10 protein-coding genes are annotated in these 14,802 nt (G+C 47.3%); 2 read left to right on the top strand and 8 right to left on the bottom strand.

Translation table 11 applies throughout. The annotated features are described in order from the left end of the window. Positions 1–53: 53 nt before the first annotated feature. The 7 genes from ABW391_RS14690 to thyA all read right to left on the bottom strand — a co-directional run bounded on the left by ABW391_RS14690 (position 54) and on the right by thyA (position 10,302). Positions 54–1,388 carry a hypothetical protein gene (locus tag ABW391_RS14690; protein ID WP_353482642.1) on the bottom strand — a complete coding sequence of 445 codons (1,335 nt, stop codon included), beginning with the start codon at positions 1,386–1,388 and terminating at the stop codon, positions 54–56. Positions 1,389–1,432: 44 nt separating this feature from the next. Further along, positions 1,433–2,311: a c-type cytochrome gene (locus ABW391_RS14685; protein ID WP_353482641.1), complete on the bottom strand. Its 879-nt coding sequence runs from the start codon at positions 2,309–2,311 to the stop codon at positions 1,433–1,435. 45 nt (positions 2,312–2,356) lie between these two features. Next, positions 2,357–2,890, bottom strand: a complete 534-nt coding sequence (locus ABW391_RS14680; protein WP_353482640.1) for a DUF3341 domain-containing protein — start codon at positions 2,888–2,890, stop codon at positions 2,357–2,359. 34 nt (positions 2,891–2,924) lie between these two features. Beyond that, on the bottom strand, positions 2,925–4,355 hold the full coding sequence (nrfD, locus tag ABW391_RS14675) for an NrfD/PsrC family molybdoenzyme membrane anchor subunit (RefSeq protein ID WP_353482639.1): 1,431 nt from the start codon (positions 4,353–4,355) through the stop codon (positions 2,925–2,927). 107 nt (positions 4,356–4,462) lie between these two features. Then, a complete protein-coding gene (locus ABW391_RS14670) occupies positions 4,463–7,738 on the bottom strand; it encodes a TAT-variant-translocated molybdopterin oxidoreductase (protein ID WP_353482638.1) in 3,276 nt (1,091 codons plus the stop codon). Between the two features lie 82 nt (positions 7,739–7,820). After that, complete coding sequence (locus tag ABW391_RS14665) at positions 7,821–9,242, bottom strand: c-type cytochrome (RefSeq protein WP_353482637.1); 1,422 nt, start codon at positions 9,240–9,242, stop codon at positions 7,821–7,823. Between the two features lie 154 nt (positions 9,243–9,396). Continuing rightward, the gene (gene thyA, locus ABW391_RS14660; protein WP_353482636.1) at positions 9,397–10,302 is read right to left on the bottom strand and encodes a thymidylate synthase; all 906 of its coding nucleotides are present in this window, start codon (positions 10,300–10,302) and stop codon (positions 9,397–9,399) included. A gap of 235 nt (positions 10,303–10,537) precedes the next feature. Here thyA and ABW391_RS14655 point away from each other — a divergent pair, with 235 nt between their 5' ends. After that, on the top strand, positions 10,538–12,340 hold the full coding sequence (locus ABW391_RS14655; protein WP_353482635.1) for a UbiD family decarboxylase: 1,803 nt from the start codon (positions 10,538–10,540) through the stop codon (positions 12,338–12,340). Positions 12,341–12,420: 80 nt separating this feature from the next. On the opposite strand, the gene ABW391_RS14650 is transcribed toward ABW391_RS14655, so the two are convergent. After that, complete coding sequence (locus ABW391_RS14650) at positions 12,421–13,902, bottom strand: P-loop NTPase family protein (RefSeq protein WP_353482634.1); 1,482 nt, start codon at positions 13,900–13,902, stop codon at positions 12,421–12,423. Between the two features lie 165 nt (positions 13,903–14,067). Here ABW391_RS14650 and ABW391_RS14645 point away from each other — a divergent pair, with 165 nt between their 5' ends. Beyond that, on the top strand, positions 14,068–14,802 hold the full coding sequence (locus ABW391_RS14645) for a hypothetical protein (RefSeq protein ID WP_353482633.1): 735 nt from the start codon (positions 14,068–14,070) through the stop codon (positions 14,800–14,802).

Below are 14,802 nucleotides of genomic sequence, written 5' to 3'. Positions count from 1 at the left end.
AAAGATGAACCTCACTTCAAGGATGCATTTTACTTTTTTAGAATAGATCTAAATTAGTGGTGTGCATCATGGGCACCATGCCCATCTTCAGGAAATGGCCATACAGAGTGGTGCATTGCCTCATCGAGGTATGGATCATTCTGTGGAACCAAATTGGCTTTTCCAAGCCGAGTGAATACAAAATATACAAATCCGGCCAGGAATCCGAGGAAAATCCCCAGTTCCAATAGTCCAGGTATACTGAATCCCATGGCAAAGCTCAGGAATTTCTCGCTTGCATGCGCAGCTTCTCCACCATGATGTCCGGCAGCAGCGTGTTCAGCAGCAGCTTCAATCGCAGTAAGGCGAGCACCTGGTTTGATCATCAGGAAGAAATCCAACCAGTGGCCAAACAAAGTCAAAATAGCGGCAATAGCCATCGGCCCGTATTTGCGCTTATTGTCGTTGCGCATCAGAATGAAGAAAGGCAACACAAAGTTGATGATCAAATTGGCGAAAAACAATGGCCGATAGTTGTCCAAACGCATCCGATAATAGATGGTTTCCTCCCCTATGTTTGCGTACCAAATCAACATATACTGAGAGAACCACATGTAAGTCCAGAAAATACTAATGGCAAAAAGGTACTTGCCCAAATCATGCACGTGGTTGGACGTGATGTGCTCAAAGTACCCCTGGCCCTTCAGGTAAATCATCATCAAGATGGTGATGGCCATTGCTGCAATGAACAAGCTTGCGCCACTGTACCACGCAAACAAGGTAGAATACCAATGTGCATCGACAGACATAACCCACTGCCACAACACTGCTGCACTGGTGAAACCAAATACGGGCAAGAAAATAGCGGCATAAATGCGCATTTTGCGGTGGTGCCAGTAATTGTCGGCTACGCCCTGGCCATCTTCATCTTCAGCAACCGACAAACTGCGGTTTTTGTATGCGAAGTAAGCCCAGCCACCCAAAATGATAAAGGTTCCGAAGGTATACCAGTACTTGTTCAAGAAACTAGATTTTCCTTTAAGAATTGCATCCGTTTCTACCGCATGGGGATCAGCCCAGTGGTACAAATGGTGAAATTGTCCCCACATACCGATGATGATGGGGAGGAAAAGAACCATTGCTGGTATCAAAAACAAAGAAAATGCTTCCCAAACGCGTTTCATTCCCGTATGCCAACCTGCCCATGCAGTGGTAAAGGCGGCAAGAATGAACATCGAGATACCAGCAATTCCCGCGAAAAACACGGTATTGTGCAGGTAGTTAGTCCAAAAACGCACATGCATGGGTTCGGAGTCAATAAAATAAGACAACACCAGGCATAGCAGACCGAGTATGATAAACCCGAGCAAGAAAGTCTTTTGCTTGGCTTCAAAGGTAAATTGGTTCATTGCTCGTCGGTTATTTATGTTTTCTTCAAAAGGGTTTTCATCAATTACTTACCACTCTTGGTTTTGCCAACTTCACTCGCCGGAGCAGGTGCAGAAAGCAATTTTGGAGCAGGCGCAGATTTTTTGACCAATACAGCAGGGATTCCAAAGTTTGGATTCAGTGTATTCGCACTGGCATTGTACACCAAGCCCTTGGCAGTTGCCTGCAAAGAACGGATGTGGTGAATCACTTGCCATCTCTCCTCAAAGCTCAACTTCTCTATATACCCTCCCATTACGTTTTTGCCGTACATGATGGCATGGTAAAACCGCCCGTTGTTAGAGATGTAAAAGGTATCCAGTAAAAAATTGGCTGGAGCAGCGGGATAAACGCCGCCCAAATCGCCCTTGGCAGGGTTGGCATCACGCACCAAATAACCTTGGCCTCCACCATTTTCACCATGGCAAATACCGCAGTAAATTTCGTAAAGTTCCTTGCCTTTGGCCAAACCAGCCTCCGTAATCGGGAATGGATTGCCCACGATGGCTTTGCTGGCCCGGATGCGTTCTTCTTCAGTATCCGTGTAGTGATAAGGCACTTTGCCATTTACGGGTACCGCAATCGCGTTGAGTTTATTGCCACCTCTCAGGATGTTCATGATTGAATCATAAGCTTCTGGGCCCGAAAAGCTGAAACCAGCATATCCACGTGGAATGGTTCCTTCTGCTGGATCCAAAGGGCGAGACAAAAACTTGCGACTGATTACGCTTGCACTGTCCCAGTTGTTGCGCTTGTAATTGGCAAAAGATTGAGATTCGTAACCAACAGAGTGCGCCATATCTGGCATGTATTCTGTACCAGCAAAGTTACCTCCCGCAGGTGTGCACGAGTAAAGCAAACCAACAGCCACCACTGAATAAAGAATATATTTAAAGTTTTTCATCATTGCTTGATTTTCCTTGGTTCAGACATTGACCGGTAGTCCGGGTTAAATGTGCTTTTGGTCAATTTCTTCCGCACCAGATGCTTGCAAGAAAGCCTTGAATTTGGATTTCTCATCTTCCGAAACATCCGTTATATCAAAAGCCAAACAAAACTTATCGTCAGTGATGCGGTCGTGCAGGGTTGGGTTTGAAACCCCAGGCCCCAATCCACAAATGGTGTAAAAAGTAACCACCATACCGATACTGGCAAAAAGTACGGTCAACTCAAAAGTAACCGGAATGAATGCAGGTACAGCCCAGTAAGGTTTACCACCGAAAATGATGGGCCAATCGCTGGTGAATACCCAGGTCATGCCCAGAAATGCGGTAAGTGTACCAATCAAACCGTATATGAAACCCGCTTGGTGAATCCGGCTTTCCGTGAAACCCATTGCATCTTCCATTCCGTGAACCGGAAATGGAGTGAACACATCGTATATGTCCAAGTGCGCAGCGCGGGCCTGATTTACTGCACCTAGAATCTTGGTCTCGTCATCATAAAGACCAAAGAGTACATCTTTATTTGGAGATCTTGTCATTACACTTCTTTTTTTAGATGTCCTGGAGTTTGAATTAATGAACGTCAGCAACGCCATCAGTGCCAACAGATTCATGCACATGATGCTTTTGCGCATTTTTCATACCTACATATTGGTCGCCGGCGTTTTTCAGGATACTCTTGATTTCGGCAATGGCCACTACTGGTGCCAGGCGGGTGAACGCAAGGAAACATGTAGAGAACAAGCCCAAAGTACCAACGAAAAGACCAACCTCTACCCAGCTAGCAGAATAATAGCTCCAGGAAGATGGCAAATAATCACGAGCCAACGTAGTAGAGATGATTACAAAACGCTCAAACCACATCCCGATGTTGATGAAAATCGACATCGCAAAAGTGATCGAAATGTTTTTGCGCAGTTTTTTGCTCCAGAAAATCTGTGGAGAAATCACATTACAAGCCATCATCCCGATGTATGACCAATAGTAAGGCCCCATCAAACGGTTGTAAAAGGCAAATTGTTCATAGATGTACCCAGAATACCAGGAGATGAACAACTCGGTGAGGTAAGCAACACCTACGATGTTACCCGTTGCCAGGATCACCTTGTTCATACTGTCAATGTGCTCCAGGGTAATGTAATCCTGCAGATTCAACACTTTACGGGTAATGATCATCAAGGTTTGCACCATGGCAAAACCAGAGAAGATCGCACCCGCAACGAAGTATGGAGGAAAGATGGTGGTGTGCCATCCAGGAATAACCGAAGTAGCAAAGTCAAAGGATACGATGGTGTGTACCGACAATACCAGCGGAGTGGACAAACCCGCCAAAATCAGCGACAAACTTTCCCAACGTTGCCAGTGCTTGGCAGAACCCGTCCAGCCAAAGGCCAGAAAGTCGTACATTTTGCGGCGGAAACCCGATGCACGGTCACGAACCGTGGCAAAGTCAGGCACCAAACCCGTATACCAGAACAACAAAGAAACCGTAAAGTAAGTCGAGATCGCAAATACGTCCCACAACAGTGGAGAGTTGAAGTTGACCCACAACGGGCCACGCGTATTTGGATAAGGGAAGATAAAGAAGCCCAACCAGAGGCGACCCATGTGGATCAAAGGAAACTGGCCAGCGCAAATTACCGCGAAGATGGTCATCGCTTCTGCTGCACGGTTTACACCAGTCCGCCATTTTTGACGGAACAGCAACAAGATCGCTGAAATCAGCGTACCCGCGTGACCGATACCGACCCACCACACGAAGTTGGTAATGTCCCAACCCCAGTTGATTGTACGGTTAAGGTTCCAGGAACCGATACCTACCCAAATGGTCCAGGTTACGCAGAATACGTATACAGCAAGCCCAAGTACGGCCAGAATGAAAGCAATCATCCAGGCAAAGGAAGGCGTACGTTCGGTAGGCCCGCAGATGTCCTCCGTAATTTGGTGGTACGTCTTTGCACCCGTGATTAAGGGTTCCCGTATTGGAGAAATGTGTCCACTCATGATGTTATTTTTATCCCACGATTTAAATCGCGGCTTGTAGGTTCTTACTTATATTTGAATTAAGAAGTTGAGCAGCTAGTGAATAAATCCCCAGCTGCTCAACAACTTTATGCGTCAAGTCCTTCGTTGCGGTTAACCACTCTTGCCTGGTAGCTTACTGAAGATTGTACGTTGATTTCCTCCAATGCGAGGTAATTCAACGGATGCTCCATCCGCTTGCTTACTTCAGCCGTTTTGTCGTTGCGGTCACCAAAAATGATGGCTCCCGTAGGACAAGCGGTTTGACAAGCCGACTTGATGTCATTTTCCTTCAGTTTGCGGCCTTCGCGCTTTGCAGTCAGCTTACCTTCCTGGATGCGCTGTACGCAGAAGCTACACTTTTCGATTACCCCACGAGAACGAACCGTTACATCCGGGTTCAATACCATCCGCATCAGGTTGTCTGCGGTGTAAGGCAGCTCTTCTGCGTTGAGGTGGTTTTCGTTGATTGGGAAAAGATCGGCAGCGGTATAATCAAGCCAGTTGAACCGGCGCACTTTATAAGGGCAGTTGTTTGCACAATAGCGCGTACCGATACAACGGTTGTAAGACATTTGGTTCAAACCTTCAGAACTGTGATTCGTTGCGTTTACTGGACAAACGTTTTCACAAGGTGCGTTGTCGCAGTGCTGGCACATCATCGGTTGGTATACCACGTTTGGTGTTTCGTAATCACCAAAGAAGTAACGGTCGATCCGCAGCCAGGACATCTCGTGGTGACGAGACACCTCAAATTTACCAACTACAGGAACGTTGTTTTCAGCTACACAAGCTATCTGACACGCGCCACAACCAATACAGGCGTTGAGGTCAACGTGCATTGCCCACCATTGTGACTGGCTGTAGCGGTCAGCTACGTACTTGTCAAATGGGTAAAGGGTTTGCTCATTCAAATATTGAGCCTCGGTACGCTTCTCAGTGATGTGTTCACCCAGCTCAGCCAATTCTTTGATATTGCCCTTGTAGATGATGGAACGATCAACTATACCGCCCTGGTAACCAGGGCCCAAGGTCATAGAAGTATGTTCGTCAAGGTTCAAATCCTTGCCGTTGCTTGCTTTGATTTGCTTGCCGTCTTTGTCTTTGCCCGTCATACCCATACCGTGGTGGTATTGTACGCAAGCAAAATCTTCGTCTTTTCCAATCGACTCTGATACTTTGACACTTACAGCGTAGTACTGGGTATTGCCATCCGCATCAATGCTCATCATTGGATAAACGTTGGCGCCAACTTTGTCGGCAATGGCGCGACCTGGATAACCAGTGCACTCACGGCCATAACCAATGGCCATACCAACTGTATCCCACATTTGTCCAAACTGACGTACCGCAGTAGTGCTCACTTTTTGGCCTTTGGCCTCCACTTCTACGAAATCGGCAGAACCGTACATTTCGCGTTGGTTGAGGTCGTTCAGGGCAGTGAAGCGAATGCCACCTTCGTACTTAAGTGGAACAGCCAGGTTGTTGCCCCATACGGTGCGCGCAACTGGATCTGGCATTTCCTGCAACCAGGGGTTGTTGGCATAACGGCCATCTCCCAGGTTGACTGTTTCAAAGAAGGCGATTTCCAAACCTTCAGCAGCAGGCTTGCGTACTTTGGCAGCAGCGGCACTTACATCGCCACCGAAACCAAATTCAGGAACTTCAGCAGATGGGACTTCAAAAATACCATCGTGCAACGTGCTGTCCCAAAAGTTTTGGAAAATATTGAAGCGGCTTTGTTTTGGGAAGATGTTGGCTTCCCATGTAGCCGCCAGGTATTCGTAAATTGGATGCTCAGAATCCTTGCTCAATTTCTCGCTCTTCGCCCAGGTCAACAGAGATTCTTCTGCCTGACGGGTTTTGAACAAAGGAGAAATAGTAGGCTGAATCAAGCTGAAATGGCCTTGCTTAGGCTCCACATCGCCCCAGCTTTCGAGGTAATGATTGGTTGGTACGACATAATCGCAAGCCAATACTGTTTCGTTAGGAGAAAGCGCCAGAGAAACCTTGAGTTTCACTTTCGCTACCGCTGCAAGGAACTTGTCGCTGTTGGGAAGGTCGTAAGCAGGGTTAACACCGTCGAAGAAGAACACTGCATCCACTTGGCCACCTGCCATTTCGCGGATCAGCTTCTGGATGTTTTTGTCCTGTCCTTGGCGTTGGTTAGAAGCATTGGCAAATGAAATGGTATTGCCATACGAATCCAACATCGCATTCAGTGCGTTTACCAGTACTTGCTCTCCGGTATTGTTGGAACCCGAAACCACCAGTGCTTTGCCATTGGCAGCTACCAGTTCTTTGGCAACTGCCTTGAACTTGGCCGCAGTTTCAGCAGGAAGCGCAGGGCCAGATACTTTGGTTCCGCCAGTCAAACCAGCAACTTCGTTGTACAATGCAACGATCGCAGCGCCCTGGTGAGATGGTTTAACCAAAATCCGGTTATCAGCGTTAGAGCCGGTCAAACTCAAATGTGCCTCTACCTGATAATGGCGAGACATTTTGGTTTGCTTTAAATCTTTGATTTTGCGGTTTTGGATGTACTGGCTTGCAAACTCGGTTGGCGAAACCCAGGTACCCAAAAAGTCGCAATCGAAACCTACAATCACTTCGGCTTTGTCGAAGCGGTAAGCAGGAACTGTAGCATTTCCAAAACATTGCTCGTTTGCTTGCAACAAAGCCGAGCTGGAAGATGGATCGTAAATTACTTCTTCTGTATTGGCATAAGTGGCCTTAAAATCAGCAATGGCCTGCTTCGTCATTGGGCTCATGATAGTTGGAGCTACAATGCGAACGCGGCTACCGCTGTTCAATTTGGCCGTGATTTCTTTGTCGATGGCTGCTTGAGAAGGGCCTTTGCCGAAGCGCGCATCTGCACGATCTACTTTACCACCTTTGATGCGGTAAGGGCCATCAAAACGATTTGAATCGTACAAACTCAATACACTGGCTTGAGCACGTGCGCTGGTTCCACCTTTGGTAACGCTGGAAAGCGTATTGCCTTCAATTTTGATGGGGCGACCTTCGCGGGTCTTCACCAAAATTGCGCAATAATCACCAGCATTTACAAAAGAAGAAGCATAATAGGTAGCTACTCCTGGAACGATTTCGTCAGGCTTGGTTACATACGAAATAGCCTTTCTGATTGGAATATCGCAACTAGCAGCAATGGTGGCTGCTCCCAAACCAAAACCCATGTACTTCAAAAAGTCACGGCGATTGGCATTCAGTTCCATCGCTTTATCTTCGACCAAATGTTCAGATAATGGCCGCTCGTAAAACTCCTGACTGGTTATTTCGTTGTAAATCGGATCGTTGGCAATTTGATCAGTACCGATCCAGATTTCATTATTTTGATTTTTCATCTGAGTTGATGCGTATGGTTATCCGAATTCCCACTATGCTGGCGTGGGCGTTATCGCATAAATCCACGACAAAAGTCGCGGGTTAATAATGACATTTTTGGCATTCCAGGCCACCAACGTCTTCAACTGTGACTTTCTTACGGGTGCCTTCTTGCAGTTCCCGGTGGTACTTAGCGTAGTAGCTGTTGTAGTAGCCATTGTCTGCAAATTTAACCTCCGTTTGACGGTGACAGTTGATACACCAACCCATAGACAGTGGCGCATGCTGCTGTAGCAATTCCATTTCTTCGACCTTACCATGGCAAGTTTGGCATTCTACCTTACCCACTGAAACGTGCTGGGAGTGGTTGAAGTAAACGTGGTCAGGCAGGTTGTGAATACGCACCCATTCTACTGGGCCTTGAATCTTGCTGTCGCCAGTTTTGGCATCAGTCAGGGATTCTTTGATGGCTTCCCATTGTTCTGCACCTTCTTTGATGGCCGCATCAGGAGATTTTCCGGCTTGGATCGCATTGTCTTCAATCCAGGCTGTAAACTTGGACTGAATCTGAGCTTCAGAAAGATTCTCGTAATTCTCAATGTATTTGTCTGCTTTAGGATCGTAACCTACCGATGCGTAGATTTTTGTCAATTCAGCAGTACCATATTTTGAACCAACTTTGATGGCACGGTGGCAGTTCATACAAGTATTACCCCCAGGAATCGAGGAATGTTTGCTGCGGCGTGCGCTATCGTGACAATAGTTGCAATTGATCTTGTGAACTCCTGCGTGCGTAACATGCGAGAATTTGATGGGCTGTTCTGGCTGGTAACCTTGTTGGCGTCCTAGTGCAACGGCTTTGTTGACCGTAGTGTAGCCACCTAAAACAACCGCAGCAAACAATACAAAAGCGATTACCCCTTTGCTGAGCAAAATTTGCTTCATGGATTGACGCTGGGCAGCTTGGCCATCTTTTACAGCCAACATGTAGTTGAGGTTGGAAAGGATCCGCGCAAGCACTACCGCGAAAATACCCAAAATGCCTGCCAGTAAAATAAACAGCAGCGTGTTGCTCTTTGGCTTCTCTGGTCCCGCGGCAGCAATACCGACAACACCAGCGGCAGCAGGGTCACAAGAACCATCGTACATACACTGGATGTAGGTAAGAATGTTGTCAATGTCTTGATCGCTCAAGGCATTGAAGCTGTTCATCACGGTTGGTTGCCACTTGGCCCACAATTCTTTGGCGCGTGGGTGGCTGTTGACCATGGATTGAGAGTTGCGTATCCACTTGTACAAATCTGTGCGTGGATAAGCGGCCCAACGTTCTTCAACCCCACCCAGAGCTGGACCGGTGAGGTCTTGTTTCATGTTCTTGTTGTGACAAGAAGCACAATTATTTTGAAAGAGGGTTTTCCCCGCCTTGTCATCGCCCTTTGCTGCACCTTGGCCGAACATGGCCACAGTGCCAAACATCAGAGTTGCAATGAGCAGTACTCGGCTAGTCAGAGACTTAAATATCATCGTACTTGCGTTTTATAACCTAGTATAACAAGATTGTCTAAACTGTCATTTTTCAGTCAGCGCAAAGATATGATTAGCTATATCTTTTTAACAAACTTTTGAGGAAACTGTAAGCTATTTAGATCAGCTCTAAATAAATCAATTTCCCCTTGAATCAGACAGATACCTCTGCTTTTATTGCGGGGTATGGATTGTAATCGCTGAGGGTGAAATCTTCAAATTGAAAATCAAAGATTTCCAAAACCTGAGGATTGAGTGTCATTTTGGGAAGTGGGCGCGGTTCACGGGAAAGTTGAATCGCTGCTTGCTCCTGGTGATTGAGGTACAAATGGGCATCGCCAAAAGAGTGGATGAATTCTCCTGGCTGAAGGCCACAAACTTGTGCCATCATCAACGTGAGCAAGGCATAGGAAGCAATATTGAAAGGAACGCCGAGAAACACATCGGCAGAACGCTGGTACAGTTGGCAGGAGAGTTTGCCGTCTGCAACATAAAATTGAAACAAAGCATGACATGGCGGCAAGCCCGACTTGACCATCACGGGGATGTCTTTGGGGTTCCAGGCTGAGACCAGCAAACGCCGGGAGTCTGGGTTGATGCGAATGTCATTTACTACTTGTACAATTTGATCCACTCCTTCAAAATTGCGCCATTGCTGGCCATATACCGGCCCCAGGTTTCCCCATTGGGCAGCAAAGTCATCATCCGTTTTGATGCGCTCCACAAATTCACCCAACTTGTCTTTCCAGGCTGGGCTGTACTTTTCTTTGGCCAAATCAGGAAAATGGTTTTGCAACCAAAACTGAAAAGGCCATTCGTTCCAAATGCCTACGCCATTGCGCACAAGGTATTGAATATTGGTATCTCCTTTGAGAAACCACAATAGCTCGTGGATAATCGACTTGACGTGGACTTTCTTCGTGGTGATGAGTGGGAATCCTTGGTTGAGGTCAAACCTCATTTGATAACCAAAAACACTGATGGTGCCTGTACCCGTACGGTCATGCTTTCGCGATCCATTTTTCAGGATGTGATGAAGCAGTGTATGGTACTGCTGCATATCGTTGTTTTTGTTTATTCTTGTTTGGAAGGCGAAAGGTAAAAAGGAATTATGAAAAAAACGTCATACCCAATAAGTAATTTACACATGTCAATAATTTTTTTCAATATGAATCCAAATCTTGGTTATCCCTGCGTTATTCTGGCTTGGTTTTGGATTAATCCTCACTTTGCATTGCTTCAAAACTCTTCCTGCTTATTTTTGTTTCCCCGAAAGATTTTAAACCAAAGCATCCATGAGTTACTCCAGCCTGCGTGCCTGTGTAAATGACCTTGAAAAACACGGTCAGCTTTTGCGCATTAAAAAAGAAGTTGACCCCAACCTAGAAATGGCCGAGATCCACCGGCGCATCTTTGAGCAGGGCGGGCCTGCTATCTTGTTCGAAAAAGTAAAGGGCAGTCCCTTTCAAGCGGTAAGCAATATATATGGTACCTACGAGCGTACCGATTTCGTTTTTCGGCATACCCTTGAAAGGGTCAAACGGGTCATTGAATTGAAGGCAGATCCGGCCAATTTTTTCAAAAACCCGACCCGTTATCTTTCCGCTCCTTTCACGGCATTGAGTGCCTTGCCCATGCGCAGCCTGGGTAAAACTCCGGTGCAATGGGGCGAAACCACCATTGATCAGTTGCCCCTGATCAAATCCTGGCCCATGGATGGCGGAGCCTTTGTGACCATGCCCCAGGTTTTTAGTCTTCCACCTGGCTCGCGCAACATCATGGAATCCAATCTGGGGATGTACCGCATCCAGTTGGACGGCAACGAATACATCACCAACCAGGAAATTGGCCTGCATTATCAATTGCACCGCGGTATTGGCGTGCACCACACCTTATACAATGAGAGCAAAGAGGATTTCCGTTGTTCGATTTTTGTGGGCGGTCCGCCTTCGCATGCATTTTCGGCGATTATGCCTTTGCCAGAGGGCTTGTCAGAACTGACTTTTGCAGGTATGTTGGCTGGCCGGCGCTTTCGGTATGCCTGGCAGGATGGATACGTCTTATCTGGGGATGCAGATTTTGTGATCACAGGTACCATCCGCAAGGGAGAGAAAAAGCCCGAAGGCCCTTTTGGCGACCACCTGGGCTATTACAGCCTCACCCACGATTTTCCGGTGATGGACGTCCACAAGGTTTACCACCGCAAGGATGCGCTTTGGCATTTCAGCGTAGTAGGCCGGCCACCGATGGAAGACAGTAGTTTTGGTTACCTCATCCACAAGATTGTCAAACTGCTCACTCCGCAAGAGTTTCCGGGCATCAAACAAATTCATGCAGTGGATGCGTCTGGGGTACACCCACTCCTTTTGGCCATCGGCAACGAGCGCTACATGCCCTTCCGCGAGCGCGTACCTGAAGAAATTCTGGCCCAAGCCAACCACATTCTGGGCTCTGGACAAACCAGTTTGGCCAAATTCCTGATCATTGCAGCCGCAGAAGACAATCCTGAACTGGACAGCCACGACATCGCCGCATTTTTCCGACATGTACTGGAACGGGTAGATTGGACCCGGGATTTGCATTTTCATACCAAAACGACCATTGATACGCTGGATTACTCGGGCTCAGGCTGGAATGCTGGCTCCAAAGTCGTGATGGCTTGTCGAGGCGACAAACGCCGCGAATTGGCCACTACCCTACCCTCTAATGGTTTAGATTTACCAAGGGGTTTCAATGGTCCACAAGTGGCACTGCCCGGAGTACTGGCCATCAGTGGCCCTAAATTCAATGGAGCAGAATCTTATGCTGAAGTGGATTTGCTGGCAAAAGCGCTGGAAAATCAGCAGGGCTTGGAAGGCTTTCCCTTGGTGGTATTGTGCGACGATCCGCAGTTTGTAGCCGCTACCCTCAACAATTTCCTTTGGGTGACTTTCACGCGTGCCAATCCATCGCACGACCTCTACGGCGTCGGTAGTTTTACCGAACACAAGCATTGGGGCTGCCGAGGGTCACTGATCATCGATGCGCGCAAAAAGCCACATCATGCGCCGGAGTTGGTGGCGCCGGAGTTTGGATGGGAGATTGGGGATTGGATTTAATCGTTGAATTTGCTCGAAATCTAAATAAATGCAGATATCGAAAGGCATCCAACCCTGGAATGCCTTTCGATATCTGTTTTTCAATTGTCATCCTCATCGAACAGATCGTCCGCGTTGAGCATATCTGCCAGGGTATCGCGGAAAGTCATTTTTGACTCCACCATATCCTTGCTGACAACCTGAAACTCGGCCAAACCGTGTAGCACCAGTTCCATGTACGTATAAATTTCATCGCCTGTGAGCTGTGGCAACGTCGCTTCTACGAATTTGCGCAAACCTGCTACACTTTCCAATGCAGCATGAAAATCCTTGTTGCTCATGTCATTGATCAGATTCACTGCCTGTCCGCCGCTGAACCAGGCACGAATCACACCGTATGGATCGCGGTCGCGGCCTTTGCGCAGTTTGTCAGGGTCAGGAAAATGATCTAAGAAAAGCTTTTTGAATGCCTTGCCCATCAAATTGATGGCCACCAGGTATGGCCCTTCTTGCTCGCCCTCGTATACCAACTCCACTTTGCCCGTGATAGCAGGAACCACGCCCCAAAAATCGGTTAGGCGTGCGGTTGTATTTTTCTCGCCGTTGATCAGCAAGCGGCGCTCGGCGGTACTCACCAGGTTTTCATAACCCGAGATGGTCAAACGGGCCGAAACCCCACTTTTGGAATCGACGAACTCGCTGTCCCGCGCTTCAAAAGCAACTGTTTCCAGCACGATTTGCAACAAATCAGGCACTACAATCTGGCTGCGCTGAGCGGCAGTCAACTTGGCCTCTTGCTGGGTAATCCTGCGGGCAATCTCGATGGTCTTTGGGTAGTGGGTCAGGATCTGACTTTCGATGCGGTCTTTCAGCGGCGTGATAATGCTGCCCCGGTTGGTGTAATCTTCTGGGTTGGCAGTAAACATGAATTGGATGTCGAGCGGCAAGCGCAGTTTGAAACCCCGAATCTGGATGTCACCTTCCTGCAAGATATTGAACAGCGATACCTGAATCCGCGCCTGTAAGTCGGGCAATTCGTTGATCACAAAAATGCTGCGGTGTGCCCGCGGCACCAAGCCAAAGTGGATCACGCGCTCATCAGAGTAAGCCATCTTGAGGGTGGCAGCCTTGATGGGGTCAACATCGCCAATCAAGTCGGCAACACTTACATCGGGCGTGGCCAGTTTTTCAACGTAGCGCTCGCTGCGGTGCATCCATTCAACAGGCGTGTCATCGCCCATTTCGGCAATCAGGTCTTTGGCAAAACGAGAGATCGGATTGAGTGGATCATCGTTGAGTTCACTGCCGGCAACTACGGGAATGTACTCATCCAATAAATTGACCAACAAACGAGCGATTCGGGTTTTGGCCTGACCGCGCAAACCCAAAAGCAAGATATTGTGACGGGAAAGTACTGCTCGCTCGATGTCGGGCAAAACAGTGTCTTCAAACCCCAATACTCCTTCAAAAACGGTTTCGCGGTTTTTGATTTTGTCGATCAAATTGGCGCGGAGTTCTTCTTTTACCGATTTTGGCTGATAATTACTGGCTTTTAAAGCCCCTAAAGTAGTAATGGAATTCATCTGTGTGGAAGCGTTTTGAAGAAAAGAAAACGAATGAAAATCGATATAGTTTTGACTCCGGTCTAAACAAACGGCATTTCTGTATCAAAAACATTATTTTTAAGCGTTATTGGCAGAAATTAAAATGGTGTTGCACAAAAAAGCACCTACTACAAACCAAACAACATGAAAAAACTGATTTTTGGATTGCTCTTGTCCTCTTGCGTTTTGCTCACGGGTTGCATCGACATCGTAGAAGAAATGACCCTGAACAAAAACGGCTCGGGAATTTACACTTTTACCATCGATATGAGTTCCATTCTACAATTGGGTTCACTCAAGGACTTGATGAACCAAGCTGGTGCTGACGCAGAGGCCCAGAAAAAGTTGGGCATGGACAAAATGGAAAAAGACACCACCATTTACTTCAAAGATATGCCCGCTGAACTGAAAGCCGAAACAGGGAACCCTGATTTTTGGAAAAAAGCGCAAATGAACATGAAGATGAGCGATAAGGACAAAAAGCTCCTGGTGCAAATGAAGCTCAACTTTGACAAAATTGAAGACATCGAGTTTTTCTTCAAAAACATGAGCAAAGTAATGAAAGAAGGCGCTGGAAGCATGGGCGGCATGCCCACCGACGGCCTCGCTCCTACTTCGGTTGCTTTCAAGTTGGCCAAAAAATCGCTGACCCGCTTGCCTGCCGTAAAAGCTGAGAATGCTCCTGGTGCAGAAGACCTCGAAATGATGAAAATGTTTTTGGGCACCGCCAAATATAAAACCATTTACAACCTGCCCAACCGCGTCAAAAAAACCAAAATTGCCAATGCCAAAATCGACGGCAACACAGTAACGGTTGAAAATTCGATGCTGGATATCCTGGAAGGCAAGGCGAAACTGGATGGGGAGATTTCTTTTTAA

It is taken from the genome of Haliscomenobacter sp., from assembly GCF_040403615.1.
Classification (GTDB): Bacteria; Bacteroidota; Bacteroidia; order Chitinophagales; family Saprospiraceae; genus Haliscomenobacter.
This window is presented reverse-complemented; position numbering and strand designations above follow the sequence as displayed.

Coding starts and splice junctions, on each gene's coding strand:
- ABW391_RS14650 (WP_353482634.1), bottom strand. CDS start 13,902: ATGAATTCCATTACTACTTTAGGGGCTTTAAAAGCCAGTAATTATCAG.
- ABW391_RS14685 (WP_353482641.1), bottom strand. CDS start 2,311: ATGAAAAACTTTAAATATATTCTTTATTCAGTGGTGGCTGTTGGTTTG.
- ABW391_RS14670 (WP_353482638.1), bottom strand. CDS start 7,738: ATGAAAAATCAAAATAATGAAATCTGGATCGGTACTGATCAAATTGCC.
- thyA (WP_353482636.1), bottom strand. CDS start 10,302: ATGCAGCAGTACCATACACTGCTTCATCACATCCTGAAAAATGGATCG.
- ABW391_RS14655 (WP_353482635.1), top strand. CDS start 10,538: ATGAGTTACTCCAGCCTGCGTGCCTGTGTAAATGACCTTGAAAAACAC.
- ABW391_RS14645 (WP_353482633.1), top strand. CDS start 14,068: ATGAAAAAACTGATTTTTGGATTGCTCTTGTCCTCTTGCGTTTTGCTC.
- ABW391_RS14690 (WP_353482642.1), bottom strand. CDS start 1,388: ATGAACCAATTTACCTTTGAAGCCAAGCAAAAGACTTTCTTGCTCGGG.
- ABW391_RS14665 (WP_353482637.1), bottom strand. CDS start 9,242: ATGATATTTAAGTCTCTGACTAGCCGAGTACTGCTCATTGCAACTCTG.
- nrfD (WP_353482639.1), bottom strand. CDS start 4,355: ATGAGTGGACACATTTCTCCAATACGGGAACCCTTAATCACGGGTGCA.
- ABW391_RS14680 (WP_353482640.1), bottom strand. CDS start 2,890: ATGACAAGATCTCCAAATAAAGATGTACTCTTTGGTCTTTATGATGAC.